This window comes from Collimonas silvisoli (genome assembly GCF_018305005.1).
Lineage (GTDB): Bacteria > Pseudomonadota > Gammaproteobacteria > Burkholderiales > Burkholderiaceae_D > Collimonas > Collimonas silvisoli.
On the sequence record NZ_JAGQEG010000018.1, the window covers coordinates 1 to 24,726 of the forward strand.

General features: G+C 57.3%; 24 protein-coding genes and 1 tRNA gene. 23 read left to right on the forward strand and 2 right to left on the reverse strand.

The window, feature by feature from the left end; all coding sequences use genetic code 11:
• The 15 genes from nuoB to KHU33_RS06665 all read left to right on the forward strand — a co-directional run.
• Positions 1-326 (forward strand): NADH-quinone oxidoreductase subunit NuoB (nuoB, locus tag KHU33_RS06595; protein ID WP_211461719.1); only part of this gene is annotated, 326 nt, incomplete at its 5' end.
• A gap of 9 nt (positions 327-335) precedes the next feature.
• Entirely contained in the window at positions 336-932 is a 597-nt protein-coding gene (locus KHU33_RS06600; protein ID WP_211461720.1) for an NADH-quinone oxidoreductase subunit C, read from the forward strand.
• Positions 932-2,185 carry an NADH-quinone oxidoreductase subunit D gene (locus KHU33_RS06605; protein WP_211461721.1) on the forward strand — a complete coding sequence of 418 codons (1,254 nt, stop codon included), beginning with the start codon at positions 932-934 and terminating at the stop codon, positions 2,183-2,185. The genes KHU33_RS06600 and KHU33_RS06605 overlap by 1 nt, the downstream gene beginning before the upstream one ends.
• Positions 2,186-2,279: 94 nt before the next feature.
• The gene (gene nuoE, locus KHU33_RS06610) at positions 2,280-2,759 is read left to right on the forward strand and encodes an NADH-quinone oxidoreductase subunit NuoE (protein ID WP_230414095.1); all 480 of its coding nucleotides are present in this window, start codon (positions 2,280-2,282) and stop codon (positions 2,757-2,759) included.
• Entirely contained in the window at positions 2,756-4,051 is a 1,296-nt protein-coding gene (gene nuoF / locus KHU33_RS06615) for an NADH-quinone oxidoreductase subunit NuoF (protein WP_211461723.1), read from the forward strand. The genes nuoE and nuoF overlap by 4 nt, the downstream gene beginning before the upstream one ends.
• A gap of 47 nt (positions 4,052-4,098) precedes the next feature.
• Entirely contained in the window at positions 4,099-6,441 is a 2,343-nt protein-coding gene (gene nuoG / locus KHU33_RS06620; RefSeq protein ID WP_211461724.1) for an NADH-quinone oxidoreductase subunit NuoG, read from the forward strand.
• Positions 6,441-7,508 carry an NADH-quinone oxidoreductase subunit NuoH gene (gene nuoH, locus KHU33_RS06625; protein ID WP_211461781.1) on the forward strand — a complete coding sequence of 356 codons (1,068 nt, stop codon included), beginning with the start codon at positions 6,441-6,443 and terminating at the stop codon, positions 7,506-7,508. Before nuoG ends, nuoH begins: the two co-directional genes overlap by 1 nt.
• A 17-nt stretch (positions 7,509-7,525) precedes the next feature.
• Entirely contained in the window at positions 7,526-8,014 is a 489-nt protein-coding gene (gene nuoI, locus KHU33_RS06630) for an NADH-quinone oxidoreductase subunit NuoI (RefSeq protein ID WP_211461725.1), read from the forward strand.
• Positions 8,015-8,109: 95 nt separating this feature from the next.
• A complete protein-coding gene (locus KHU33_RS06635) occupies positions 8,110-8,778 on the forward strand; it encodes an NADH-quinone oxidoreductase subunit J (RefSeq protein ID WP_211461726.1) in 669 nt (222 codons plus the stop codon).
• Between the two features lie 11 nt (positions 8,779-8,789).
• Complete coding sequence (gene nuoK, locus KHU33_RS06640; protein ID WP_211461727.1) at positions 8,790-9,098, forward strand: NADH-quinone oxidoreductase subunit NuoK; 309 nt, start codon at positions 8,790-8,792, stop codon at positions 9,096-9,098.
• A gap of 89 nt (positions 9,099-9,187) precedes the next feature.
• Complete coding sequence (gene nuoL / locus KHU33_RS06645; RefSeq protein ID WP_211461728.1) at positions 9,188-11,218, forward strand: NADH-quinone oxidoreductase subunit L; 2,031 nt, start codon at positions 9,188-9,190, stop codon at positions 11,216-11,218.
• Positions 11,219-11,258: 40 nt separating this feature from the next.
• Positions 11,259-12,749: an NADH-quinone oxidoreductase subunit M gene (locus tag KHU33_RS06650; RefSeq protein WP_211461729.1), complete on the forward strand. Its 1,491-nt coding sequence runs from the start codon at positions 11,259-11,261 to the stop codon at positions 12,747-12,749.
• A gap of 42 nt (positions 12,750-12,791) precedes the next feature.
• Entirely contained in the window at positions 12,792-14,297 is a 1,506-nt protein-coding gene (gene nuoN / locus KHU33_RS06655; protein ID WP_211461730.1) for an NADH-quinone oxidoreductase subunit NuoN, read from the forward strand.
• 4 nt (positions 14,298-14,301) lie between these two features.
• Positions 14,302-14,616 carry a DUF2818 family protein gene (locus tag KHU33_RS06660; protein ID WP_211461731.1) on the forward strand — a complete coding sequence of 105 codons (315 nt, stop codon included), beginning with the start codon at positions 14,302-14,304 and terminating at the stop codon, positions 14,614-14,616.
• A gap of 94 nt (positions 14,617-14,710) precedes the next feature.
• Positions 14,711-15,271: an NUDIX domain-containing protein gene (locus tag KHU33_RS06665; RefSeq protein WP_211461732.1), complete on the forward strand. Its 561-nt coding sequence runs from the start codon at positions 14,711-14,713 to the stop codon at positions 15,269-15,271.
• A gap of 58 nt (positions 15,272-15,329) precedes the next feature.
• Here the strand turns inward: KHU33_RS06665 and KHU33_RS06670 are convergent, their stop codons facing one another.
• The gene (locus KHU33_RS06670) at positions 15,330-17,021 is read right to left on the reverse strand and encodes an electron transfer flavoprotein-ubiquinone oxidoreductase (protein ID WP_211461733.1); all 1,692 of its coding nucleotides are present in this window, start codon (positions 17,019-17,021) and stop codon (positions 15,330-15,332) included.
• A gap of 485 nt (positions 17,022-17,506) precedes the next feature.
• Between KHU33_RS06670 and KHU33_RS06675 the strand changes: the two genes are divergently transcribed.
• The gene (locus KHU33_RS06675) at positions 17,507-17,926 is read left to right on the forward strand and encodes an acyl-CoA thioesterase (RefSeq protein WP_211461734.1); all 420 of its coding nucleotides are present in this window, start codon (positions 17,507-17,509) and stop codon (positions 17,924-17,926) included.
• On the opposite strand, the gene KHU33_RS06680 is transcribed toward KHU33_RS06675, so the two are convergent.
• A complete protein-coding gene (locus KHU33_RS06680; RefSeq protein ID WP_211461735.1) occupies positions 17,923-18,492 on the reverse strand; it encodes a LuxR C-terminal-related transcriptional regulator in 570 nt (189 codons plus the stop codon). The genes KHU33_RS06675 and KHU33_RS06680 overlap by 4 nt on opposite strands.
• 133 nt (positions 18,493-18,625) lie before the next feature.
• On the opposite strand from KHU33_RS06680, the gene KHU33_RS06685 reads away from it, so the two are divergent.
• The 7 genes from KHU33_RS06685 to KHU33_RS06715 all read left to right on the forward strand — a co-directional run bounded on the left by KHU33_RS06685 (position 18,626) and on the right by KHU33_RS06715 (position 24,623).
• Positions 18,626-19,324 (forward strand): CoA transferase subunit A, encoded by a 699-nt coding sequence (locus tag KHU33_RS06685; RefSeq protein WP_211461736.1) that lies wholly within the window; start codon positions 18,626-18,628, stop codon positions 19,322-19,324.
• Positions 19,325-19,352: 28 nt separating this feature from the next.
• Positions 19,353-20,006 (forward strand): 3-oxoacid CoA-transferase subunit B, encoded by a 654-nt coding sequence (locus KHU33_RS06690; RefSeq protein WP_211461737.1) that lies wholly within the window; start codon positions 19,353-19,355, stop codon positions 20,004-20,006.
• Between the two features lie 264 nt (positions 20,007-20,270).
• Positions 20,271-21,137 carry an alpha/beta fold hydrolase gene (locus tag KHU33_RS06695; RefSeq protein ID WP_211461738.1) on the forward strand — a complete coding sequence of 289 codons (867 nt, stop codon included), beginning with the start codon at positions 20,271-20,273 and terminating at the stop codon, positions 21,135-21,137.
• Between the two features lie 50 nt (positions 21,138-21,187).
• Positions 21,188-21,538, forward strand: coding sequence for a RidA family protein (locus KHU33_RS06700; protein ID WP_211461739.1), 351 nt, complete (start codon positions 21,188-21,190; stop codon positions 21,536-21,538).
• Positions 21,539-21,548: 10 nt separating this feature from the next.
• Positions 21,549-23,816 (forward strand): RelA/SpoT family protein, encoded by a 2,268-nt coding sequence (locus KHU33_RS06705; RefSeq protein WP_211461740.1) that lies wholly within the window; start codon positions 21,549-21,551, stop codon positions 23,814-23,816.
• A gap of 93 nt (positions 23,817-23,909) precedes the next feature.
• Positions 23,910-23,984 (forward strand) — tRNA-Val (locus KHU33_RS06710).
• A gap of 339 nt (positions 23,985-24,323) precedes the next feature.
• A complete protein-coding gene (locus KHU33_RS06715) occupies positions 24,324-24,623 on the forward strand; it encodes a hypothetical protein (protein WP_230414096.1) in 300 nt (99 codons plus the stop codon).
• Positions 24,624-24,726: the final 103 nt, after the last annotated feature.

The window sequence follows — 24,726 nt, forward strand, 5'->3', positions numbered from 1 at the left end:
ACATGGACCGTTTTGGTGTAATCTTCCGGCCGTCGCCGCGTCAGTCTGACGTGATGATCGTGGCCGGCACGCTGTGCAACAAGATGGCGCCTGCCTTGCGTAAGGTGTACGACCAGATGCCGGAACCGCGTTGGGTGATTTCCATGGGTTCCTGCGCCAATGGCGGCGGCTATTATCACTATTCGTATTCGGTAGTGCGCGGTTGCGACCGTATCGTGCCGGTCGATATTTACGTTCCCGGCTGTCCGCCGACTGCCGAAGCGCTGCTGTATGGCATCATCCAGCTGCAAAACAAGATTCGCCGCACCAACACGATTGCGCGCTAAGAGAGCACCATGACGACCAAACTGGAAACCCTGGAAGCCGCCGTGCGCAATGCGCTCGGTGATGACCTTCAAAGTCTGACTGTGGCCTTTGGCGAGATCACGATCGTGGTCAAGGCTTCGAATTATCTGTCGGCGATGCGCGTGCTGCGCGATCACGCCGATACCCGTTTTGAAGAATTGATCGACCTCTGCGGCGTCGATTATTCAACCTATGGTGACGGTGCCTGGGATGGCGCGCGCTTTGCGGCGGTATCGCATTTGCTGTCGATACAGCATAACTGGCGCCTGCGGGTGCGCGTTTTTGCGCCGGACGACGAGATGCCGGTGCTGGCCTCGCTGACCGATATCTGGGCCTCGGCCAACTGGTATGAGCGCGAAGCGTTCGACTTTTTCGGCATTCTGTTCGAAGGTCACAACGACTTGCGCCGCATCCTGACCGACTACGGCTTCATCGGCCATCCTTTCCGCAAGGATTTCCCGGTCTCGGGATATGTCGAGATGCGTTACGACGCAGAGCAAAAACGCGTAATTTATCAACCCGTAACGATCGATCCGCGCGAAATCACGCCGCGGGTGATTCGTGAAGAACATTACGGGATCAAATAATGGCAGAGATTAAGAATTACACGCTGAACTTCGGTCCGCAACATCCGGCCGCGCATGGTGTTTTGCGCCTGGTGCTGGAACTGGATGGTGAAGTGATTCAGCGCGCCGATCCGCATATCGGCCTGCTGCATCGCGGCACCGAAAAGCTGGCTGAACAAAAAACCTACCTGCAGTCAGTGCCTTACATGGATCGCCTCGATTACGTGTCGATGATGTGTAACGAGCACGGCTATGTGATGGCAATCGAGCGCTTGCTCGGTCTTGAAGTGCCACTGCGGGCGCAGTACATCCGCGTCATGTTCGACGAAATCACGCGTCTGCTGAATCACCTGATGTGGATCGGCGCGCATGCGCTGGACGTCGGCGCGATGGCGGTATTGCTGTACGCATTCCGCGAACGCGAAGATTTGATGGATTGCTACGAAGCCGTTTCCGGCGCCCGCATGCATGCTGCTTATTATCGTCCGGGCGGCGTTTATCGCGATCTGCCGGACACCATGCCGCAGCACAAGGCGTCGCTGGTGCGCAACGCCAAGGCGATCAAGGCGCTCAACGAAAACCGCCAGGGTTCCCTGCTCGATTTCATCGAGGATTTCACCGTGCGCTTCCCGAAATACGTGGATGAGTACGAGACCCTGCTGACCGATAACCGCATCTGGAAACAGCGTCTGGTCGGCATCGGCGTGGTGTCGCCGGAGCGCGCCAAGGCGATGGGCTTTACCGGCCCGATGCTGCGCGGTTCAGGCGTTGAGTGGGATTTGCGCAAGAAGCAGCCGTACGAAGTGTACGATTTGCTGGACTTCGATATCCCGGTCGGCAAGAACGGCGATTGCTATGATCGCTATCTGGTGCGGGTGGAAGAAATGCGCCAGTCCAACCGGATTATCAAGCAATGCGTAGAATGGCTGCGCAACAACGGCGGTCCTGTGATGACGACCAACCACAAGGTTGCGCCATCGTCGCGGGTCGACATGAAATCGAATATGGAAGAGCTGATCCACCACTTCAAGCTCTTCACCGAAGGTTTCCACGTACCGCCGGGCGAAGCTTATGCGGCGGTCGAGCATCCAAAGGGCGAGTTCGGCGTGTATATCGTGTCGGATGGCGCCAACAAGCCTTATCGTCTGAAAATCCGTGCACCTGGCTTCCCGCATCTGCAGGGTTTGAATGAAATGGCCAAGGGCCACATGATTGCCGATGCCGTTACCATCATCGGTACGCAAGATATCGTGTTTGGCGAAATCGACCGCTAAACCCGCTGTTATCTGCAATAAGTCAACGGCAGTATCAAACGCAGTATCAACATTAACTACTAGCGCAAAACACCGCGCACGAATGGCCAACGACATGTTGTTAAGTCAAGACACATACAAGAAGATCGATCGCGAAGTAGCGAAATTCCCCGCCGACCAGAAACAGTCGGCGGTGATGGCTGCATTGGCGATTGCGCAAGATGAAAAGGGCTGGCTGGCGCCGGAAACCATGCAGGATGTCGCAGACTATCTGGGCATGCCGGCCATCGCGGTGCAGGAAGTCGCGACCTTTTACAATATGTACAACACCAAGCCGGTCGGCAAGCACAAGATCAGCATCTGCACCAATCTGCCATGCCAATTGTCCGGCGGCGATCGGGCGGCTGAGCATCTGAAGCACAAGCTCGGCATCGATTTCCGCGAAACCACCGCGGATGGCCAGTTCACGCTGGTCGAGGGCGAGTGCATGGGAGCTTGCGGCGATGCGCCGGTGCTGCTGGTCAATAACAAACGCATGTGTAGCTGGATGTCGAACGAAAAGATTGACGGCTTGCTGGAGGAACTTAAGAAATGACCTGCCTGCACGATCGTCATATCAACCCGCTGATCCTGGCTAACCTGGACGGCAACAACTGGCACTACGCCGATTACGTCAAGCGCGGCGGCTATACCGCTCTCAAGCGCATCCTGTCTGAAGGCATCACGCCGGAACAAGTCATCGCTGAACTGAAAGCCGGTTCGCTGCGCGGCCGCGGCGGCGCCGGTTTCCCTACCGGCCTGAAGTGGAGCTTCATGCCGCGTCAGTTCCCGGGACAAAAATACCTGGTCTGCAACACCGACGAAGGCGAGCCTGGCACCTTCAAGGATCGCGACATCATTCGCTACAATCCGCATGCGCTGATTGAAGGCATGGCCATCGGCGCTTACGCCATGGGCATTTCGGTCGGCTACAACTACATCCACGGCGAAATCTGGTCCGGTTACGAGCTCTTCGAAGAAGCGCTGGACGAGGCGCGCGCCGCCGGTGCTTTGGGCGACAAGATTTTCGGCAGCGAATTCAACTTCCAGTTGCATGCGTTCCATGGTTACGGTGCGTATATCTGCGGCGAAGAAACCGCATTGCTGGAATCGCTCGAAGGCAAGAAGGGCCAGCCGCGCTTCAAACCGCCGTTCCCGGCCAGCTTCGGCCTGTACGGCAAGCCGACCACGATCAACAATACCGAGACTTTCGCGGCCGTGCCATTCCTGCTGAACATGGGCGGCGAAGCCTATGCGGCGCTGGGCAAGCCGAACAACGGCGGCACCAAGATTTTCTCGATCTCGGGCGACGTTGAAAAGCCGGGTAATTACGAGGTGCCGCTGGGTACGCCGTTCGCCAAGCTGATGGAACTGGCCGGCGGCATGCGCGGCGGTAAAAAGATCAAGGCTGTGATCCCAGGCGGTTCATCCGCGCCGGTGATTCGCGGCGAGGTCATGATGGATACCGATCTCGATTACGATTCGATCGCCAAGGCCGGCTCCATGCTCGGTTCCGGCGCCGTGATCGTGATGGACGAAACCCGTTGCATGGTGAAATCGCTGCTGCGCCTGTCCTACTTTTATTTTGAAGAATCCTGCGGCCAGTGCACGCCATGCCGCGAAGGCACCGGCTGGCTGTATCGCCTGGTGCATCGCATAGAAACCGGACACGGCCGTCCGGAAGACATGGATCTGCTGGATACGGTAGCCGGCAACATCATGGGTCGCACCATTTGTGCGCTCGGGGATGCGGCAGCGATGCCGGTGCGCGGTTTCCTGAAGAATTATCGCGAAGAATTTGAATATCACATCGAGCATAAGCATTGCTTGGTGCCGGCATACGTTTAAGCCTGCGCAAGCAGCGTGCAAAACACTTAGGCAAGAAAAGCAAAGCCATGGTTGAAATCGAAATAGACGGCAAGAAAGTGGAAGTCCAAGAGGGCAGCATGGTAATGGATGCTGCCAACAAGATTGGTACATACATTCCACATTTCTGCTATCACAAAAAACTCTCCATCGCGGCCAACTGCCGCATGTGCCTGGTCGAGGTGGAAAAAGCGCCTAAGGCGCTGCCTGCCTGCGCCACTCCGGTGACGGCCGGCATGATCGTGCGCACCGCCAGCGACAAGGCCACGACCGCGCAAAAGAGCGTGATGGAATTCCTGCTGATCAATCACCCGCTGGATTGCCCGATCTGCGATCAGGGCGGCGAATGCCAGTTGCAGGACTTGGCGGTCGGTTACGGTAAATCGTCTTCCCGCTACGAAGAAGAGAAGCGCGTGGTGGCGCCGAAAGACGCCGGTCCGCTGATCTCGATGCAGGAAATGAGCCGTTGCATTCAGTGCACCCGCTGCGTCCGCTTCGGCCAGGAAATCGCCGGCGTGATGGAATTCGGCATGGTTGGTCGTGGTGAGCATTCCGAGATCACTACTTTCGTCGGCAAGACTGTGAATTCCGAATTGTCCGGCAACATGATCGATCTGTGCCCGGTCGGCGCGTTGACCTCCAAGCCTTTCCGCTACAGCGCCCGCACCTGGGAATTGTCGCGCCGCAAATCGGTCAGCCCGCATGACGGCCTGGGCGCCAACCTGGTAGTGCAAGTCAAGTCCGGCAAGGTGATGCGCGTGCTGCCGCTGGAAAACAACGACGTCAACGAATGCTGGCTGTCGGACAAGGATCGCTTCGCCTACGAAGGCTTGAACAGCGCCGAGCGCCTGACCAAGCCGATGCTGAAGCAAGACGGCAAGTGGCAGGAAGTCGAATGGCAAACCGCGCTGGAGTATGTGGCGCACGGTCTGCGCAATATCCGCCATGAGCATGGCGCGGACGCCATCGCTGCTCTCGGCACGCCGTATTCGACGCTGGAAGAACTGTCGCTGCTGCAAAAAGTGGTGCGCGGCCTGGGTTCGGAAAACATCGATTTCCGTCTGCGTCAATCCGACTTCGCGCTGGATGGCAAAGTCATGCCGTGGCTCGGCATGTCGATCAACGAATTCGCCCAACTGGACCGCACTTTCATCATCGGCTCGTTCCTGCGCAAGGATCACCCGCTGCTGTCGGCACGGCTGCGCCTGGGCGTCAAGCGCGGCGCCAAGCTGAATATCCTGCATGCGACCGACGACGATCTGCTGATGCCGGTTGCCAACAAGATGATCGTTGCGCCTTCGGCCTGGCTGTCGGCCCTGGGCCAGGTAGCGGTTGCGGTAGCGCAGGCCAAGAGCATTGCCGTTCCGGCCGGCTTCGAGAATGTCGAAGCGTCGGCGGAAGCCAAGCAGACTGCTGCCAGCCTGTTGTCCGGCGCTGCGAAAGCGGTATTGCTCGGCAACGCCGCGGCACAGCATCCGCAAGCTTCGCAACTGCACGCTGTGGCGCAATGGATCGCGCAGCAGACCGACGCCAAGTTCGGCTACATGACCGAGGCTGGTAATACCGTCGGCGGCTATTGGGCCAATGCCTTGCCGGCATCTGGCAAGGGCCGCAACGCACAACAGATTTTCGCTCAACCGCACAAAGCTTATGTGTTGTTGAACGCTGAGCCTGAGCTGGACAGCTTCGACCCGCAAGTCGCCGTCGCGGCGCTGAAGCAGGCCGAGATGGTGGTGACATTATCTGCCTACAAGCACGGCGCTGACTACGCTGACGTGTTGCTGCCGATCGCACCATTTACTGAAACTTCCGGCACCTTCGTCAACTGCGAAGGCCGTGCTCAAAGCTTCAACGGCACCGTCAAGCCGATGGGCGACGCCCGTCCGGCCTGGAAGGTGTTGCGCGTGCTGGGTAACTTGCTGGGCTTGCCTGGCTTCGACTACGATACTTCGGAAGCGATTCGCGATGAAGTGCTGGGTACCGGCGAAGTTGCCGAAGCCAACCTGGCGGCACGCTTGAACAACTTCAGCGATCTGCAGCCGCAAGCTGCAGCCCAGGCTGCCAACGGAGCGTTGGAACGCATCGCCGATGTGCCGATCTATTTTGCCGATGCGGTAGTGCGTCGCGCGCCGTCGTTGCAGGAAACCGTGGACGGCCAGGCGCCGCAAGCATGGTTGTCGGCAGCGCTGGCGGCAAAACTGGGTATCGCCGCTGGCGATCGTGTCAATCTCAAACAAGGGCAGGGCGCTGCTGCGCTGGCGGCGGCAATTGATCCTAAGCTGCCGGAAAATGTGGTGCGGGTCGCCGCTTCGCACGCCTCGACCGCAGCCTTGGGCGCGATGTTTGGTTCTATCGTAGTGGAGAAAGCATGATGGATCATTTCATCGCCACCATCAATGCCACCGGCGCCGGCTGGTTCGGTTTCATCTGGCCGTTGATCTGGAACTTGATCAAGATCGTCGTCGTGGTGGTGCCGCTGCTGTTATGCGTGGCCTACATGACTTACTGGGAACGCAAGCTGATCGGCTGGATGCATATCCGTCTCGGCCCTAACCGGGTTGGTCCGGCCGGTTTGCTGCAACCGATCGCCGACGCTCTCAAGCTGCTGCTGAAGGAAGTCACCTTGCCGGCACGCGCCAACAAGGTCTTGTTCTTCATCGCGCCGATCATGACCATCATGCCGGCACTGGCTGCATGGGCGGTGGTGCCGTTCGGTCCCGAAACCGTATTGGCCAACGTCAATGCCGGCCTGCTGTTCGTGATGGCCATCACTTCGATGGAAGTCTACGGCGTGATCATCGCCGGCTGGGCCTCCAACTCCAAGTATGCCTTTCTCGGTGCGATGCGCGCTTCGGCGCAGATGGTGTCCTACGAAATTGCCATGGGTTTTGCGCTGGTCATCGTGCTGATGGTGTCCGGCAGCCTGAACCTGATCGATATCGTGATGGCGCAAAGCAAGGGTTACTTCTATGACCACGGCGTCGGTTTCCTGTCCTGGAATTGGCTGTCCTTGTTGCCGGTATTCCTGATTTACTTTATCTCAGGGATTGCCGAAACCAACCGCCACCCGTTCGACGTGGTGGAAGGCGAATCGGAAATCGTTGCCGGCCACATGATCGAATACTCGGGCATGTCGTTCGCGATGTTCTTCCTGGCCGAATACGCCAATATGATCCTGGTCTCGATCCTGGCAACGCTGCTGTTCCTGGGTGGCTGGGCCTCGCCGCTGGCGATGCTGGACTGGATTCCGGGCTGGATCTGGCTTGGCCTCAAGACCTTTTTCCTGCTGTCGGTGTTTATCTGGGTGCGTGCCTCGTTCCCGCGTTATCGCTATGACCAGATCATGCGTTTGGGCTGGAAAGTGTTTATCCCCTTGATTCTCGCCTACCTGGTGATTGTCGCTGCCTGGATTCAAAGTCCATGGAATATCTGGAAGTAATGGAAGGTTTAGTGTAAATGGAAGCCATCAAGGATTTTTTCGGCAGTTTAATGCTGCTGGAGTTGCTCAAAGGGCTGCGGCTGACCGGCCGCTACCTGTTCGCACGCAAGATTACGGTGCTGTTCCCGGAAGAGAAGACGCCGCAATCGCCGCGCTTCCGCGGCTTGCACGCACTGCGCCGCTATCCGAACGGTGAAGAACGTTGCATCGCCTGCAAACTGTGCGAAGCGGTTTGCCCGGCAATGGCAATCACCATCGAGTCCGAGCAGCGTGCAGACGGTTCGCGCCGCACCACGCGCTACGATATCGATCTGACCAAGTGTATTTTCTGTGGTTTCTGCGAAGAGTCTTGCCCGGTCGATTCGATCGTCGAGACTCACATCCTGGAATATCACGGTGAAAAGCGCGGCGATCTGTACTACACCAAGGAAATGCTGCTGGCGGTAGGTGATCGTTACGAAAATGAAATTGCCGCGGCACGGGCAGCGGACGCGCCATACCGCTAAGCGGTTTGGCGTGGCGCTTGTCGCCGTTTGTGTTAGCGCTGATTGCTGTTTTACAGCGATAAGTGAAGCTTCTTTAGCCGACTTTTTGGGCCATTATGGAATTTAAGACCTTCTTGTTCTACGCGTTTTCGGTGGTGCTGGTAATCGCCGCCCTGCGCGTAATTACCGCACGCAATCCGGTGCACGCCGCGTTGTTCCTGGTATTGTCGTTTTTCTCCGCGGCGGGTATCTGGATGTTGCTGAAAGCCGAATTCCTCTCCATCGTGCTGGTGCTGGTGTATGTCGGCGCGGTGATGGTGCTGTTCTTGTTCGTGGTGATGATGCTGGATATCAACCTGGATAAGATGCGCGAGGGATTCTGGGGTTATTTCCCGCTGGCGGCTACGGTCGGCACGATTATCGTGCTGGAAATGGCCGCCGTCATATTCCACGGTTTCCAAGGTTACGACGCCGACGTTCCTGCCATCTCGGCCAATATCGGCAATACCAAAGAACTGGGCAAGCTGATCTACACGGAATATGTGTACGCCTTTGAAATCGCCGCCGTCGTGCTGCTGGTGGCGATTGTCGCCGCCGTTGCTCTGACGCTGCGCCGGCGCAAGGACACCAAGTATTTTTCACCTTCTGCCGCAGTCAAGGTCAAGAGTACCGACCGGGTCCGCATAGTGAAGATGCCGTCGGAAGCCAAGGTCGACCCGGTTGCGCCTGCTAATGCCGCCAACCCCGCTACCAACGCGGCTGCACCAGCAGCCCCACAAAAATAACAAGGACGAATATGGCTCTTTCGCTCGCTCACTATCTGATCCTCGGCGCGATCCTGTTCGCGATCGGCATCGTCGGTATTTTCCTCAACCGCAAAAATCTCATCGTATTGCTGATGGCAGTCGAATTGATATTGTTGGCGGTGAACATGAACTTCATCGCCTTTTCGTATTACCTGGGTGATGCGGCCGGGCAGGTTTTCGTTTTCTTCATCCTTACCGTAGCAGCTGCCGAATCGGCGATTGGCCTGGCGATTTTGGTGGCGTTGTTCCGTAACCTGGACACCATCAACGTAGAAGATCTGGACAGCCTTAAAGGCTGACGCGGTTTGTCCCGGCAGACGCAGGTTTGCCGGGATGAGCAGATAGAGAATACACAGACAACAAACAACGAATAAAGATAAGGTTCATCATGGCGGGGCAACTTAACCCACAATTACTTCTTGCCGTACCGTTGGCGCCCCTGGCTGGCGCTGCGATCGCGGGCTTATTCGGTACCAAATTCTTCGGCAATCTGGTCGGTCGCAAGACCTCGCATACGGTCACCATTCTGGGCGTGCTGATCGCCCTGATCATTTCCGTGCAGACCTTGCTGGCGGTGAACGACGGCGCCACCTTTAACGGCACCTTGTACACTTGGATGACGGTCGGCGGCGTCAAGCTGGAGATCGGCTTCCTGATCGACAGCCTGACCGCGATGATGATGTGCGTGGTGACCTTTGTCTCGCTGATGGTGCATATCTACACTATCGGCTACATGCAGGACGACGAGGGCTATAACCGTTTCTTCGCCTATATCTCCTTGTTTACGTTCTCGATGCTGATGCTGGTCATGAGCAACAACTTCCTGCAGCTGTTCTTCGGCTGGGAAGCGGTGGGCCTGGTGTCGTATCTGCTGATCGGTTTCTGGTACACCCGTCCGACCGCGATTTTCGCCAACATGAAAGCGTTCCTGGTCAACCGTGTCGGCGACTTTGGCTTCATCCTCGGCATCGGTCTGCTGCTGGCGTATTCCGGCTCGATGAACTACAGCGAAGTGTTTGCGCAAAGAGGCATGCTGGCGCAACTGATGCTGCCCGGCAGCGACTGGATGCTGTTGACGGTGGCCTGTATCTGCCTGTTCATCGGCGCCATGGGCAAGTCGGCACAATTCCCGCTGCACGTCTGGCTGCCTGATTCGATGGAAGGTCCAACCCCGATTTCGGCACTGATCCACGCCGCCACCATGGTGACCGCCGGTATCTTCATGGTGACCCGCATGTCGCCGCTGTTCGAACTGTCCGACACCGCCTTGTCGTTCATCCTGATCATTGGCGCGATCACCGCCTTGTTCATGGGTTTCCTTGGCGTGATCCAGACCGACATCAAACGCGTCGTGGCTTACTCGACCTTGTCGCAGCTCGGCTACATGACCGTCGCTCTGGGCGCTTCGGCCTACTCGGTAGCGGTATTCCATCTGATGACCCACGCTTTTTTCAAGGCCTTGCTGTTCCTTGGCGCCGGTTCGGTGATCATCGGCCTGCATCACGATCAAGACATGCGCAACATGGGCGGCCTGCGTAAATACATGCCGATTACCTGGATCACTTCGCTGGTCGGTTCGCTGGCGCTGATCGGCACGCCGTTCTTCTCCGGTTTCTATTCGAAGGACAGCATCATCGAAGCGGCGCACGCGTCGACTTTGTTTGGTTCCGGCTTTGCCTACTTCGCTGTGCTGGCAAGCGTGTTTGTCACGGCTTTCTATTCTTTCCGCATGTACTTCATGGTATTCCACGGCGAAGAGCGTTTCGGCGCCGCACACAATGGCCATGAACACGAAGACGAAGAGCCCGGCCATCATGGCTTGAGTGCGGGGGAAAAGCCGCACGAGTCGCCTTGGGTAGTGACCTTGCCGCTGATCCTGCTGGCGATTCCATCCGCCGTCATCGGTTTCCTGGCGATTGAGCCAATGCTGTTCGGCAGCTTCTTCAAGGACGTGATTTTCGTCAATGAAGCGCACCATGCGATGGAAGAATTGCGCAACGATTTCCATGGCCCGGTTGGCATGGTTGCGCATACGTTCAGCTCGGCGCCGTTGTGGCTGGCGATCGCCGGCGTGGCGTCAGCCTACTACTGCTATTTGGTCAATCCGCGCCTGCCTGCGGCGATCAAGCAGAAGGCCGGCCCGATCTTTACGCTGCTCGACAATAAATACTATATGGACAAGTTCAACGATGTGGTGTTTGCCGGCGGCGCGCGCTTGATCGGGCGCGGCTTGTGGAATGGCGGCGACCGCGGCCTGATCGACGGCCTGATCGTCAATGGCAGCGCCAAGGCAGTCAGCTGGTTCTCGAAAATTACTCGTCTCTGGCAGTCCGGATATATCTATCACTATGCGTTCGTGATGATTGTCGGGGTGCTGGGTTTCCTGGTTTGGTTCATGCCGTTTCCGTTTGCCAAGTAAGCTGGCGAAGCAAACTCAGTAAAGTAGATAAATAATAAATATGATGCAGTCAACTTTTCCTCTTCTCAGTGTTGCGATCTGGTGTCCGGTCGCGTTCGGTATCCTCGTCCTGGCAGTCGGCCGCGACGATAATCCTAATCTGGTGCGCTGGCTGTCGCTGCTGGGTGCAGCGGTCAGCTTCGTGGTGACCTTGCCGATCGTGAGCCAGTTCGATAACGGTTTCCACGGCATGCAGTTTGTTGAAAAGGCTGCCTGGATCGACCGTTTCAACATCAATTACTTTTTAGGCATCGACGGCCTTTCCCTGTGGTTCGTGCCGCTGACGGCCCTCATTACCGTAATCGTGGTGATCTCCGCCTGGCAAGTGATCGAGAAGAAAGTCGCGCAATACATGGGCGCTTTCCTGATCCTGTCGGGTTTGATGATCGGCGTCTTCTGTGCGCTGGACGGCTTGCTGTTCTACGTGTTCTTCGAAGCGACGCTGATCCCGATGTTTATCATCATCGGTGTCTGGGGCGGCGCCAACCGCGTGTACGCAGCGATCAAGTTCTTCCTGTACACCCTGATGGGTTCGCTGTTGATGCTGGTGGCATTGCTGTATCTGTATTTCCAGTCGGGCGGCAGTTTCGATATCCTGACCTGGCAGCAGCTGCCGCTGCCGATGACGGCGCAAATCCTGATTTTCCTGGCTTTCCTGCTGGCGTTTGCGGTCAAGGTGCCGATGTGGCCGGTGCATACCTGGCTGCCGGACGCCCACGTCGAAGCGCCGACCGGCGGCTCCGTGGTGCTGGCGGCAATCATGCTGAAGCTGGGCGGCTACGGTTTCCTGCGTTTTTCGCTGCCGATCACGCCTGACGCCAGCCACTATCTGGCCGGTTTCATCATTACCTTGTCATTGATTGCCGTGATCTATATCGGCTTGGTGGCGATGGTGCAGAACGACATGAAAAAGCTGATCGCCTATTCGTCGATCGCCCACATGGGTTTCGTCACCCTCGGCTTCTTTATTTTCAACGACATCGGCGTCCAGGGCGGCATCGTGCAAATGATCTCGCACGGTTTTGTGTCCGGCGCAATGTTCCTGTGTATCGGCGTGCTGTATGACCGCATGCATACGCGCCAGATCGCCGAGTACGGCGGCGTGGTCAACGTCATGCCGCGCTTCGCCGCCTTGTTCGTGTTGTTCTCGCTGGCCAATTCCGGCCTGCCGGGAACCTCCGGTTTCGTCGGCGAGTTCATGGTGATCCTGGGCGCGGTCAAGTTCAATTTCTGGATCGGCCTGCTGGCTGCGACGGCGTTGATCCTGGGCGCCGCGTATTCGCTGTGGCTGGTCAAGCGCGTGGTGTTCGGCGCCGTCACCAATCCGCATGTGAAAGAAATGCTGGACCTGAACAAGCGTGAATTCGTGATGTTGGGTGTGCTGGCGATCGCCGTTATCGCGATGGGCGTGTATCCGGCGCCGTTCACCGATGCGATGCAAGTATCGGTGGCCGACCTGCTGAAGCAGGTTGCGATCACCAAGTTAAACTGAATACATAGTGTACCCAGTGCATAAAAGATAAGCGGCAAATAAATGAATAACATGAATCTGATCCCTGTTTATCCGGAAATCTTTCTGCTGATTGCGACTTCGGTCGTACTGCTGATCGATATGTTTGTTTCGGATGCCAAGCGCCATCTCACTTACTACCTGACGCTGGCCGTGCTGGCTGTGTGTTTCGTATTGACGCTGGCTGAATTCCAAAGCGGGGAGACGGTCTACACCTTCCACAACATGTTTGTCTCGGATCCTCTGAGCAGTCTGTTGAAACTGGTTTCTTACGTCGCGGTGGCGATCACGCTGGTGTATTCGCGCCGTTATGTGACTGAGCGCGGCATGGTCAGCGGCCATCTCGGCGGCGAGTTCTATCCATTGGCGCTGTTTGCCTTGCTGGGCCAGATGGTGATGATCTCCGGCAGCAACTTCCTCAGCATTTACCTGGGCCTGGAATTGATGTCCCTGTCGCTGTACGCACTGGTGGCAATGCGGCGCGACAGCGCTGCCGCGACCGAAGCGGCGATGAAGTATTTCGTGCTGGGCGCGATGGCTTCCGGTTTCCTGCTGTACGGCATGTCGATGCTGTATGGCGCCACCGGTTCGCTCGACCTGATCGAAGTAACCCGCGCTGCGTCCTCCGGCGGCATCAACCCGACCGTACTGGTATTCGGCGTGGTGTTCGTGGTAGCCGGCCTGGCGTTCAAGCTGGGCGTGGTGCCGTTCCATATGTGGGTGCCTGACGTCTATCAGGGCGCACCGACCGCGGTCACCCTGTTGCTGGGCGGCGCGCCTAAGCTGGCGGCTTTTGCGATTTGCTTCCGCTTGCTGATCGAAGCGCTGTTGCCGCTGGCGTTCGACTGGCAGCAAATGCTGACCGTGCTGGCGGTGCTGTCGATGGCGATCGGTAACATCACCGCGATCGCCCAGAGCAATATCAAACGCATGCTGGCGTATTCGACCATTTCCCACATGGGTTTCATGCTGCTCGGTTTGCTGGCTGGCGTGGTCGACGGCAATCTGTTCTCGGCAGCCAACGCGTATAGCTCGGCCTTGTTCTATTCGATCACTTACGTGATGACCACGCTCGGCACCTTCGGCGTCATCATGCTGCTGGCGCGCTCCGGGTTCGAAGCGGAAAACATGGAAGATTTCAAAGGCTTGAATCAACGCAGCCCTTGGTTTGCCGGCGTGATGCTGGTCCTGATGCTGTCGCTGGCGGGGATTCCGCCGCTGATGGGCTTCTACGCCAAATTGTCCGTGCTGCAGGCCGTGCTCGGCACCGGCCAGGTCTGGCTGGCGGTGGTCGCCGTAGCGTTCTCTCTGATCGGCGCCTACTACTATCTGCGCGTGATCAAGCTGATGTATTTCGATGAGCCGCAAGACAGCGTGCAGATTGTTGCCCATCTCGATGTGCGGGTACTGCTCAGCTTCAACGGCATGGCGGTATTGGTGCTCGGCTTGTGGCCTGGCTTGCTGATGGATGCGACTACCACAGCCATCGTGCGGACGTTGACCTCCTTCCTCGGCAGAGTGGTGTCGTAACTCTGTGAACGTCTCGCTCTCCAGCTGGTTCGTGATTCTGTTGGCGCTGCTGGCTGCCAACCTGCCGTTTTTCAACGAACGGCTGTTCGCCCTGGTGCCGCTCAAGTCCGGCGGCCAGGCTGCGGTCAAGCCGGTCTGGGTGCGCTTGCTTGAACTATTGGTCTTGTACGCGCTGGTCGGCGTGTTCGGCCACGTGCTGGAATCGAATATCGGCAATGCCTTTAGCCAAGGCTGGGAATTTTATGCGGTGACCGGCTGCATGTTCCTGGTGCTGGCCTATCCCGGCTATGTATTGCGGTATTTGAAGAAGCACCGCTGATCCAGCCTTGCCCTGAGCGGCGTGCAGCGCAGCCTGCGCACCCAGGCGTTACAATCTTCCTCTCGTCTGCCTTATCTTTCCTCGGAGTTCCCGCATGGATCGTCACCTGAAAGAAATCCGGATCGCCAGCGCTGCCGCCTATGAAGGCAATTTCCTCAAAGTGCAGCGCGATACGGTGCAACTGCCCGACGGCAAGCCGACCACGCGCGAATACATCAAGCATCCCGGTGCGGTGGTGATTCTGCCCTTGTTTGAAGATGGCACGGTCTTGCTTGAGCGGCAGTACCGCTACCCGCTGGAACGTGTATTCATTGAATATCCGGCGGGGAAAATCGATCCGGGCGAAGACCATCTGAGTTGCGCCAAGCGTGAACTGCTGGAAGAAACCGGCTATACCGCCACTGAGTGGCAGCATGTCTGCACGATTCACAACGCGATTGCTTATTCCGATGAACATCTGGAATTATTCCTGGCGCGAGGTCTGGTGGCCGGTGAGCGCAAGCTCGACGACGGCGAATTCCTGGACGTATTCAAGGCGCCGCTCGAAGACATGCTGAGCTGGGTGAGGGAAGGCAAGGTAACCGACGTCAAAACCGTGATCGGCACCTTCTGGCTTGAAAAAATCGTGGCAGGCGACTGGCAGTTGCCCGAATAAACTTCAAGGCAGTTACATCATGCAGCTGCCTTGAAGCTGACCGGTTCAGAGCACCTGATTACATATTCGGATAATTCGGCCCGCCGCCGCCTTCCGGCGTTACCCACACAATATTCTGCGTCGGATCCTTGATGTCGCAGGTTTTGCAATGCACGCAGTTTTGCGCATTGATTTGCAGGCGTTCGGTATTGTCTTCGTTGGTCACGAATTCATACACACCGGCAGGGCAGTAACGCGCTTCCGGTCCGGCGTAATCGCGCAGATTGACGTTGACCGGGACGTTCGGGTCTTTCAAGGTCAGGTGAACCGGCTGGTCTTCGGCGTGATTGGTGTTGGAGATGAATACCGACGACAGGCGGTCGAAGGTCAGCTTGCCGTCCGGTTTCGGATACTTGATCGGCGCATAGTTGGCCGCCGGCTTCAGGCATTCATGGTCGGCATGGGTATGATGCAAAGTCCATGGCGCTTTACCGCCGAACACCACCTGATCGATGCCGACCATTAAAGTACCAAGATACAAACCTTTGCTCATCCATGGCTTGAAGTTGCGCGCCTTGTGCAATTCCTGGTGCAGCCAGGACTGTTCGAAAGCCTCGCTATAAGCGGTCAGCTCGTCAAACTGACGGTTGGCGCCCAAGGCTTCAAATGCGGCGTTGGCGGCCAGCATGCCGGTCTTGATGGCGGCGTGGCTGCCCTTGATGCGGCTGGCGTTGAGGAAGCCGGCGTCGCAGCCGATTAGCGCGCCGCCTGGGAAGGTCAGCTTAGGCAGCGATTGCAGGCCGCCGGCGGTAATCGCGCGGGCGCCGTAGGAAATGCGCTTGCCGTCTTGGAAAAATTTGCTGATTGCGGGATGGGTTTTGTAACGCTGGAATTCTTCGTAGGGCGACAGATAGGGGTTCTCGTAAGCCAGGCCAACTACGTAGCCGACTGCGACCTGGTTATTTTCCAGGTGATACAGGAAAGAGCCGCCATAGGTTTGGGTATCCAGCGGCCAGCCTGCGGTATGCACCACCAGCCCCGGCTGATGCAGCTTGGGATCGATTTCCCACAGTTCCTTGATGCCGATAGCGTAGGTTTGCGGATCTTTACCCTTGTTCAAGTCAAATTTTTCCATCAGCTGCTTGCCCAGATGGCCGCGTGCGCCTTCGGCAAACAGAGTGTATTTGGCGTGCAGCTCCATGCCCAGCTGGAAGGCGTCGGTCGGCTGGCCATGGCGGTCCACGCCCATATTGCCGGTGGCGACGCCCTTGACCGAACCGTCGTCGTTATACAGCACTTCGGCGGCCGGGAAACCAGGGAAAATCTCGACCCCCAGCAGTTCCGCCTGCTGGCCTAGCCAGCGCACCACGTTCGCCAGCGAGATGACGTAATTGCCATGATTCTGGAAGCAGGCCGGCAGCAGCCAGTTAGGCGTCTTGTAAGCTTTTTTCTCGGTCAGGAACAGGAAGCGGTCTTCGCTGACTTCGGTCGTCAGCGGTGCGCCCAGTTCTTTCCAGTTGGGCAGCAACTCGGTCAGCGCCTGCGGGTCCATCACCGCGCCGGACAGGATATGGGCGCCGATTTCGCTGCCTTTTTCCAGCACGCAGACCGACACTTCACGGCCTTGTTCGGTGGCCTGCTGTTTCAGCCGGATCGCCGCCGCCAGGCCGGCCGGCCCGCCGCCGACCACCACCACGTCATATTCCATGGCCTCGCGTGGACCGTATTGTTCCAGGAGGTTCTGCTGGTTCTGCCCTTGGGTTGGAGTCATTGTCTCTTTACCTATAATTAATTTTCGAACGGATGTGCTAATTGTCGGGGATTTTGCGGCAGAATGCTAGGGCCTGCTGACCTTCAATTTGGGAGATGCGTTCCAACCAAAACGTGTGGTGGCAAGGGTGTCGCAGGGAATTCGTGCAGCACTGCTGCACGCCTGCGTAACGATACCCGCATGCAGGCGGGTATGCGCCCTGCAAGGGCGTGGCGTAGCTGGGGCTGGTGCCCCAGCAAGCCATGCAACGCGGCCAGCGCACGTTTTAGTTGGAACCCTCCGGGAACGGCTGCAGGCGTCGCTTGCCGTTGTTGCAGCTTCTTGCCGTGGCACCGCCACGTCGCGTCGCTGCGCCTAGGCATGCAACGCCTGCCGCGCGTTCGCACTCCCAAATTGAAGGTCAGCAGGCCCTCGGTTTCGTCGGTGGTTAGTGGTGTTCCTCGCTTGTCGGACACTAAATTACAGTATTCAGGAAAGTTAGAGCAATGGAAAACAAAAAACACGTTCATACCACACGGATTGCCATGCGCTGGGGCGATATGGATGCGCTCGGCCATGTCAACAACACCGTGTATTTCCGTTATATGGAGCAGGCGCGCATCGAGTGGCTGCAACAGATAGGCTGCGACTTTGATGCACGCCACGGGCCGGTGCTGGTCAATGCGCAATGCAGTTTTTTACGTCAGTTGAAATACCCCTGTGACGTCGAAGTCAAATCCTACATCGGTGCGATTGGCCGCTCCAGTTTCGAAGCCAGCTATGAGATCCGCCGTGCAGACATGCCGGACGCGGTGTTTGCCGAAGGGACGGCGAAGATCGTCTGGGTAGATTTTGACCTGGAAAAATCGATGCCGCTGCCGGACGACCTGCGCCAGTTGTTGAGCAATCCCGTGCCCGCGTCCTAAACGCCTTCGCTTTGGGCAATGCCCAGCAGGCGATGCACCAGTTCGCTGGAGGTCGATGCGGTGAACTTCTTCATCAGATTGGCCCTGTGCATCTCCACCGTGCGCGGGCTGAGGCCGATTTGCTTGCCGATCAGCTTGCTGGTTTTGCCTTCGACCAGCAGCGCCGCAATTTCCCGCTCGCGCGGCGAGAGCGTAGCCGAAGCCCTGCGCTTTTCACTCAGATCTTCAAAGGTCCAGATGCCCGCGGCGTGGGTGTCTTCCGGCACCAGGGCGTGGCCGGTGACATGGCACCAGAACAGCTCGCCGTTGGCGCGCCGCATGATTCTTTCGTCGGAATAAACGCCTTTGGCATTCATGATCGGCACGATGCGCGCGCCGGTGCGCTCGAACTCGTCCTGGGTCGGGTACAGTATCTGGAATGACTGGCCGTTCAACTCGCCCGGCTGGTAAGCGAACATCCGCGCCAGCGCCAGGTTGCACACCTGCATGATGCGGCGTTCGGAGACGCACATGCCGATCGGCGCGTGGGCAAAGATAGAAGCGTAGTCGACAGTAGAGTTAGGCAAGGGCACTGGATAGATCGGTCAGGTGTTGATTTCGTATTTTTACGGTATTGTTGGAAGCATCGCTTCGTCATATGCTAACAGACTGTACGCAAACCAATAATAGTCAGAGTTTACATAAACAGGAGGTACAGGTATGAACAAAGTTTATCCTGACGCGGCAAGCGCGTTAGCTGGCGTAGTCAAAGATGGCCAGACCATCGCCGTAGGCGGTTTCGGATTGTGCGGCATTCCTGAAGCGCTGATCCTGGCGTTGCGCGATTCGGGAGTGCAGAATCTGACCGCGATTTCGAATAACGCGGGGGTTGACGGTTTTGGTCTGGGGCAATTGCTGGCGACCCGTCAGATCAAAAAAATGATCGCCTCTTACGTCGGCGAGAACAAAGAATTCGAACGTCAATACCTGGCCGGCGAACTGGAGCTTGAGTTCACGCCGCAAGGGACGCTGGCGGAAAAATTGCGCGCCGGCGGCGCTGGCATCCCTGCATTTTTCACTAAAACCGGCGTCGGCACCCTGGTTGCCGAAGGCAAGGAAATCCGCGAGTTCGACGGCGCCAAGTATGTGATGGAGCGTTCGCTGGTGGCCGATGTTGCCCTGGTTAAAGCGTACAAGGCGGATCGCAGCGGCAACCTGGTATTCAACAAGACTGCCCGCAACTTCAATCCAAACGTTGCCATGGCAGGAAAAATCACCGTGGTGGAAGTCGAGCATCTGGTCGAGGTCGGCGAGATCGATCCGGACCAGGTGCATACGCCCGGCATATTTGTCCATCGCATCGTGGTCAATGCGACGCCGGAAAAGCGGATCGAACAGCGCACTGTCCGTACGGCATAACCCAGAACACGTAGAACAGGAGAGCAAAATGGCATGGACACGTGAGGAAATGGCCGCGCGGGCGGCAAAGGAATTGCAAGACGGGTTTTACGTCAACCTGGGGATCGGCTTGCCGACGCTGGTGGCGAACCATGTACCGAAGGAGATCGAAGTCTGGCTGCAATCGGAGAACGGCTTGCTGGGCATAGGACCGTTCCCGACCGAAGATGCGGTCGACGCCGACCTGATCAACGCCGGCAAGCAGACTGTGACATCGCTGCCGGGATCGTCGTACTTCAGTTCGGCGGATTCGTTCGCCATGATACGCGGCGGCAAAATCAACATCGCCATACTCGGCGCGATGCAGGTTTCAAAAAACGGCGACCTGGCGAACTGGATGATTCCCGGCAAGATGGTCAAGGGCATGGGCGGCGCGATGGACTTGGTGGCTGGCGTCGGCAGGGTAGTGGTGTTGATGGAACACGTCGCCAAGGCCAAGGATGGTTCGACCTCGCACAAGATTCTCGATGCCTGCAACTTGCCGCTGACCGGCGTCGGCGTCGTCAATCGCATCATCACCGATCTTGGCGTGCTGGATGTGACGCCGCAAGGCTTGAAGGTGATCGAACTGGCGCCGGGCGTCAGCCAGCAAGACATCATCGAGCAAACCGGCGCGCCATTGGATCTGAGTGCGTTGCACTGACGCATTGCACGAAAACCAGCAGTAAGGAAAGCGGCGTTTGACACTTTGTGTCGGACGCCGTTTTTTTTGCCGCCGGAATTCGTTTGAAAAGCGGCCTTGACTAGCCGGCCGCTGTTTTTTAGGCCGTTCTGTTTACGCTAACGTGCAAGGGTGGCGGCATATGCGATAAGATGTTGCATATCCGCAAAGCAAATAGCCTGATTCGACTGCCGTTTTGCTTGCCGCCATCCATCAAGCCCTTATTGAAACTGAAACGGGATCGTAATGACCATCGCCACGCACAAGACTGTCCAGTGTATTTCGCCTGCCGGTTTGCATAAAATGGCTTACCAGGAATGGGGCGATCCGCATAATCCCAATGTGTTGTTATGTCTGCATGGCGTGACCCGGGTTTCCGACGATTTCGACCAGCTGGCGCGCACGCTATGCGATACCTACCGCGTGATTTGCCCGGATGTGGTCGGCCGCGGACGTTCCGACTGGTTGCGCGATCCGCAATATTATGTACTGCCGCAGTATCTGAACGACATCGTCACTTTGCTGGCGCGGCTCAATGCTGAAACGGTAGATCTGGTCGGCACTTCGATGGGCGGCCTGATCGGTATCGGGCTGGCCTCGCTGCCGGAGAATCCGCTGCGCAAGCTGGTATTGAACGATGTCGGCCCCAGCTTGAATCCGGAGGCGATGGGACGCATCGGCGCCTATATCGGCGCTGACATGCGCTTTGCCACGTTTGACGAAGCCGCGGCCTATATTCGCGCCATCTCGGCCTCGTTCGGCCCGCACACCGATGCCGAGTGGCATAAACTGGCTACTGATGTATTGCGTCAGAATGCGGACGGCCAATGGATCCGCCACTACGATTTGAAGCTGGCCCAGCCTTTCATCTCGACCAGTGCTGACGCCTTCAAGCTGTCGGAAATGCTGCTGTGGAAAGCGTATCAGGCGATTACCTGTCCGACCTTGCTGGTGCGCGGCGCCGAGTCCGATCTGTTGTCGGCCGAGACGGCCCGGGTCATGGCGGAAAGCGGGCCAAAAGCCAAGCTGGTTGAGCTGGCCGGCGTCGGCCATGCGCCAACCTTTTTGCATATTGACCAGATAGAAATTGTCACCGATTTCCTGATCGGCTGATTTGTTATTGTGTTTATTAAGTTGTTGTTTAACTGAGGAGGAGATGAATTATGGCTATCCAGCGCCTGCATGTCGGCAAGAGACTTTCGGAAGTCGCCATCCATAACGGTACCGTTTACCTGGCCGGCCAGCTGGCCGAAGACACTACCCAGAACATTGAAGGCCAGACCCGCGAATCGCTCGCGCATATCGACCGTCTGCTGGCCGAAGCCGGCAGCGACAAGCACAACATTCTGTCTTGCCAGATCTACCTGGCCGACGTCAAGGATTTCGATGGCATGAACGCGGTGTGGGATGGCTGGGTTTCGGCCGGCAATGCGCCGCCGCGGGCAACGGTGGAAGCCAAGCTGGCGCGTCCGGAAATCCTGATAGAAATTATCGTGGTCGCAGCACAAAAATAAAGATGTCAGCATGGTTTCGCTCACTGCAACACAACGCGCTACGCAAACTCAGTTATGCACTGCCGGCCTGAGTGCCGAGGATAGCGCGCGGGTACTCGATGCACTGGCTTTCGTCGAGCCGCTGTATGCCGATAATTTCATCGCTACCGGCCAGAACACGCTCGACTTTTCGCAAGGAGTGGCGAGCGTACTGGCCTTGCTCGATACCGACGTCGAAACCCGGATCGCGGCCCTGCTGTTCGAACTGCCTTTGCAGGACGCCAGTTATGCCGACACGATCGAGCAACGGTTCGGCAAGGAAATCTCGGACCTGGTCGGCGGCATCCGGCAGTTGATGCGCCTGCACGGTTTTACCTTCGGTTTGCCGCAAGAAGTCATGCGCGGAAAAAATGCCGCGCAGCAGGCTGCCAGCCAGGTGGAAACCTTGCGCAAGATGTTGCTGGCGATGGCGACCGACATGCGCGTGGTGCTGGTGCGGCTGGCTTCGCGGGTGACTACACTGCGCTATTTTGCCGAACACAAGATGGAAAATGCGCGCACCAGCCAATATGCGCGCGAGACGCTCGACCTGTACGCACCGCTGGCCAACCGGCTCGGAATCTGGCAGCTCAAATGGGAGCTGGAAGATCTGTCGTTCCGCTTTATCGATCCGGTCACTTACAAACGCATTGCCAAAATGCTGGAAGAGCGGCGCATCGAACGCGAAGGTTTTGTCGACGCCGCCATCACCCGTTTGCGCAGCGAGCTGGCGGCGGCCGACATCAAGGCCGAAGTCTCGGGCCGGCCGAAACACATCTATAGCATCTGGAACAAGATGCAAGGCAAGGAGCTCGATTTTTCCGAGCTGTATGACGTCCGCGCTTTCCGCGTGATTGTCGACGACGTCAAGACTTGTTATACGGTGCTCGGCATCGTCCACAACATCTGGGTGCCGATTCCGAAAGAATTCGACGACTATATTTCACGTCCCAAGCAAAACGGTTACCAGTCCTTGCATACGGTGGTATTGGCCGACGATGACCGGGCGTTGGAAGTGCAGATCCGCACCAACGAAATGCATCATTTCGCCGAATACGGGGTGGCTGCCCATTGGCGCTACAAGGAAGCCGGCGGCTCCAATTTCTCGGCGCAGAAATACGACGAAAAAATCGCCTGGCTGCGGCAGCTGCTGGCCTGGAAAAGCGAAGTGGTGGATGCGGTTGTCGAGCATGAGGACAGCCGTCGCGAATGGCTGGAAAAACTCAAGCAAGCCACGCTCAACGACCACATCTATGTACTGACGCCGCAAGCACGCGTGATCGAGCTGCCAAGCGGCGCCACGCCTATCGATTTTGCTTACTACCTGCATACCGACGTCGGCCATCGCTGCCGCGGTGCGCGGGTGGATGGCGTCATGGTGCCGTTGAATACGCCGCTGAAGAATGGCCAGACGGTAGAAATCATCACCGCCAAAAACGTTCCCGGCGGCGCCGGCCCCTCGCGCGACTGGCTGACGCCGGGATACGCCGCCAGCGCTCGCACCCGCTCCAAGGTGCGCGCCTGGTTCAATGCGATCGAACAGCAAGAGACGCTGGCGACCGGCCGCAGCTTGCTGGACAAGACCTTGCAACGCGAAGGCAAGACCGCGGTCAATCTGGAAGAGCTGGCGCGCAAGCTTGAGTTCGCCAAGCTGGAAGATCTGTTGCTGGCGCTGGGCAAGGACGAGTTCAGCCTGCGCCACGTCGAGCAAGCCTTGCACGATGATCATGGCGTCAAGCAGGTCGAACACAGCAGCGAGCTGGAAGAGGCGGCGATCACCCGCAAGAGCCGCGCCTCAAGCGTGGCGCATGGCGGCAGGTCAGGAGTGCTGGTGGTGGGCACCGACGGCTTGATGACGCAACTGGCCAAGTGCTGCAAACCGGCGCCGCCGGATCCGGTAGTCGGCTTCATCACGCGCGGCAAAGGCGTCTCCATCCATCGCGAGAACTGCAAGAATTTCGCCGAGATGCGTATCAAGGCGCCAGAGCGCGTGATCCAGACCACCTGGGGGGCGCCGGAAGCGGAAACCGTTTACCCGGTAGATATTTTCGTGCTGGCCAGCGACCGTCAGGGCTTGCTGCGGGATATCTCGGAAGTATTCCTGCGTGAAAAAATCAACGTCATCGGCGTCAGCACCCAAAGCGCCAAAGCGCATGCACGCATGGCGTTCACCGCGGAAATCGCTTCCACCGCCCAGCTGCAAAAGGCGCTGACCGTGATCCGCGAAGTAAAGGGCGTGCTGGAAGCCAAGCGCCAGTAAGCCGGGGATGCAGGGGCTGGACGATGGCGTGCTATATCGTCTCAGCGCCTGCTTTATTTATCGGGAATTTCATGCCATAATGGTGGCCTCTCCGGGAGGTTAGCTCAGGGGTAGAGCGATCGCCTCACACGCGATAGGTCACAAGTTCGAAACTTGTACTTCCCACCAAAATTCCTGTTTTAAATCAATAGTTTGAGCAGATTTCGAAATTCTCAGAGGCAGTTCTGGGATATTTTCGTTTATCTGCACCTCAATTCTGATCATTTCCCGGCCAACATCTTCAGCGTGAACCTAGGTAGCGTAGTCCCGATAAAAGACGCCCAAATCATGTCCAGAGCACTGCGTATTTTGACAGGTGTGGGGGGAAACATTTGGGAGTAGCCTCAATTTGCTGACTCGAATACACAAACCGTGTTTGCCGCTTAAGCATTCAAGCAGTCAAATTTTGATCGATGTCAGTGCGTCAATTTTTACCCTCAAACCTATTCAGATGAAGGAGAAATGACTATGACTCAACTTACGCTATGGGGCAGTATCGAAAAAGACGGAACGATAGTCAGTGGTTCAGGCGGCTTCAGCGTGAAGCGCGAGAGCACCGGCAATTATTCGATTTTGTTCAAAAACCAGTTCACTAACAATCCTGCGATTACTGGCGCCCAATGGGGATATGGCAGCGGGGAAAGCACCTTGGATAATGTGATCTTTCCTTCCTTGTCAGGCGGCGGTGCTACCGTGCAAACAGGTGACGGCGGGGGCAGGTATACCGACAGAAATTTCAGTTTCATTGCCATTGGTAACATCGCTTAGCTGCAATATTCCGTGAGTACGCAACAGCCGGAAGGATCGATCCAGAACTTCCGGCTTTGCTCAGTGCGTACGCAAAGTGCCCGTGTGCCGGCTCAGGCACATC

Excerpts from the sequence above, each read along its gene's own strand:
- KHU33_RS06600 (WP_211461720.1), top strand. The coding sequence starts at position 336 with ATGACGACCAAACTGGAAACCCTGGAAGCCGCCGTGCGCAATGCGCTC.
- KHU33_RS06605 (WP_211461721.1), top strand. The coding sequence starts at position 932 with ATGGCAGAGATTAAGAATTACACGCTGAACTTCGGTCCGCAACATCCG.
- nuoE (WP_230414095.1), top strand. The coding sequence starts at position 2,280 with ATGTTGTTAAGTCAAGACACATACAAGAAGATCGATCGCGAAGTAGCG.
- nuoF (WP_211461723.1), top strand. The coding sequence starts at position 2,756 with ATGACCTGCCTGCACGATCGTCATATCAACCCGCTGATCCTGGCTAAC.
- nuoG (WP_211461724.1), top strand. The coding sequence starts at position 4,099 with ATGGTTGAAATCGAAATAGACGGCAAGAAAGTGGAAGTCCAAGAGGGC.
- nuoH (WP_211461781.1), top strand. The coding sequence starts at position 6,441 with ATGGATCATTTCATCGCCACCATCAATGCCACCGGCGCCGGCTGGTTC.
- nuoI (WP_211461725.1), top strand. The coding sequence starts at position 7,526 with ATGGAAGCCATCAAGGATTTTTTCGGCAGTTTAATGCTGCTGGAGTTG.
- KHU33_RS06635 (WP_211461726.1), top strand. The coding sequence starts at position 8,110 with ATGGAATTTAAGACCTTCTTGTTCTACGCGTTTTCGGTGGTGCTGGTA.
- nuoK (WP_211461727.1), top strand. The coding sequence starts at position 8,790 with ATGGCTCTTTCGCTCGCTCACTATCTGATCCTCGGCGCGATCCTGTTC.
- nuoL (WP_211461728.1), top strand. The coding sequence starts at position 9,188 with ATGGCGGGGCAACTTAACCCACAATTACTTCTTGCCGTACCGTTGGCG.
- KHU33_RS06650 (WP_211461729.1), top strand. The coding sequence starts at position 11,259 with ATGATGCAGTCAACTTTTCCTCTTCTCAGTGTTGCGATCTGGTGTCCG.
- nuoN (WP_211461730.1), top strand. The coding sequence starts at position 12,792 with ATGAATAACATGAATCTGATCCCTGTTTATCCGGAAATCTTTCTGCTG.
- KHU33_RS06665 (WP_211461732.1), top strand. The coding sequence starts at position 14,711 with ATGGATCGTCACCTGAAAGAAATCCGGATCGCCAGCGCTGCCGCCTAT.
- KHU33_RS06670 (WP_211461733.1), bottom strand. The coding sequence starts at position 17,021 with ATGACTCCAACCCAAGGGCAGAACCAGCAGAACCTCCTGGAACAATAC.
- KHU33_RS06675 (WP_211461734.1), top strand. The coding sequence starts at position 17,507 with ATGGAAAACAAAAAACACGTTCATACCACACGGATTGCCATGCGCTGG.
- KHU33_RS06685 (WP_211461736.1), top strand. The coding sequence starts at position 18,626 with ATGAACAAAGTTTATCCTGACGCGGCAAGCGCGTTAGCTGGCGTAGTC.
- KHU33_RS06690 (WP_211461737.1), top strand. The coding sequence starts at position 19,353 with ATGGCATGGACACGTGAGGAAATGGCCGCGCGGGCGGCAAAGGAATTG.
- KHU33_RS06695 (WP_211461738.1), top strand. The coding sequence starts at position 20,271 with ATGACCATCGCCACGCACAAGACTGTCCAGTGTATTTCGCCTGCCGGT.
- KHU33_RS06700 (WP_211461739.1), top strand. The coding sequence starts at position 21,188 with ATGGCTATCCAGCGCCTGCATGTCGGCAAGAGACTTTCGGAAGTCGCC.
- KHU33_RS06705 (WP_211461740.1), top strand. The coding sequence starts at position 21,549 with ATGGTTTCGCTCACTGCAACACAACGCGCTACGCAAACTCAGTTATGC.
- KHU33_RS06715 (WP_230414096.1), top strand. The coding sequence starts at position 24,324 with ATGACTCAACTTACGCTATGGGGCAGTATCGAAAAAGACGGAACGATA.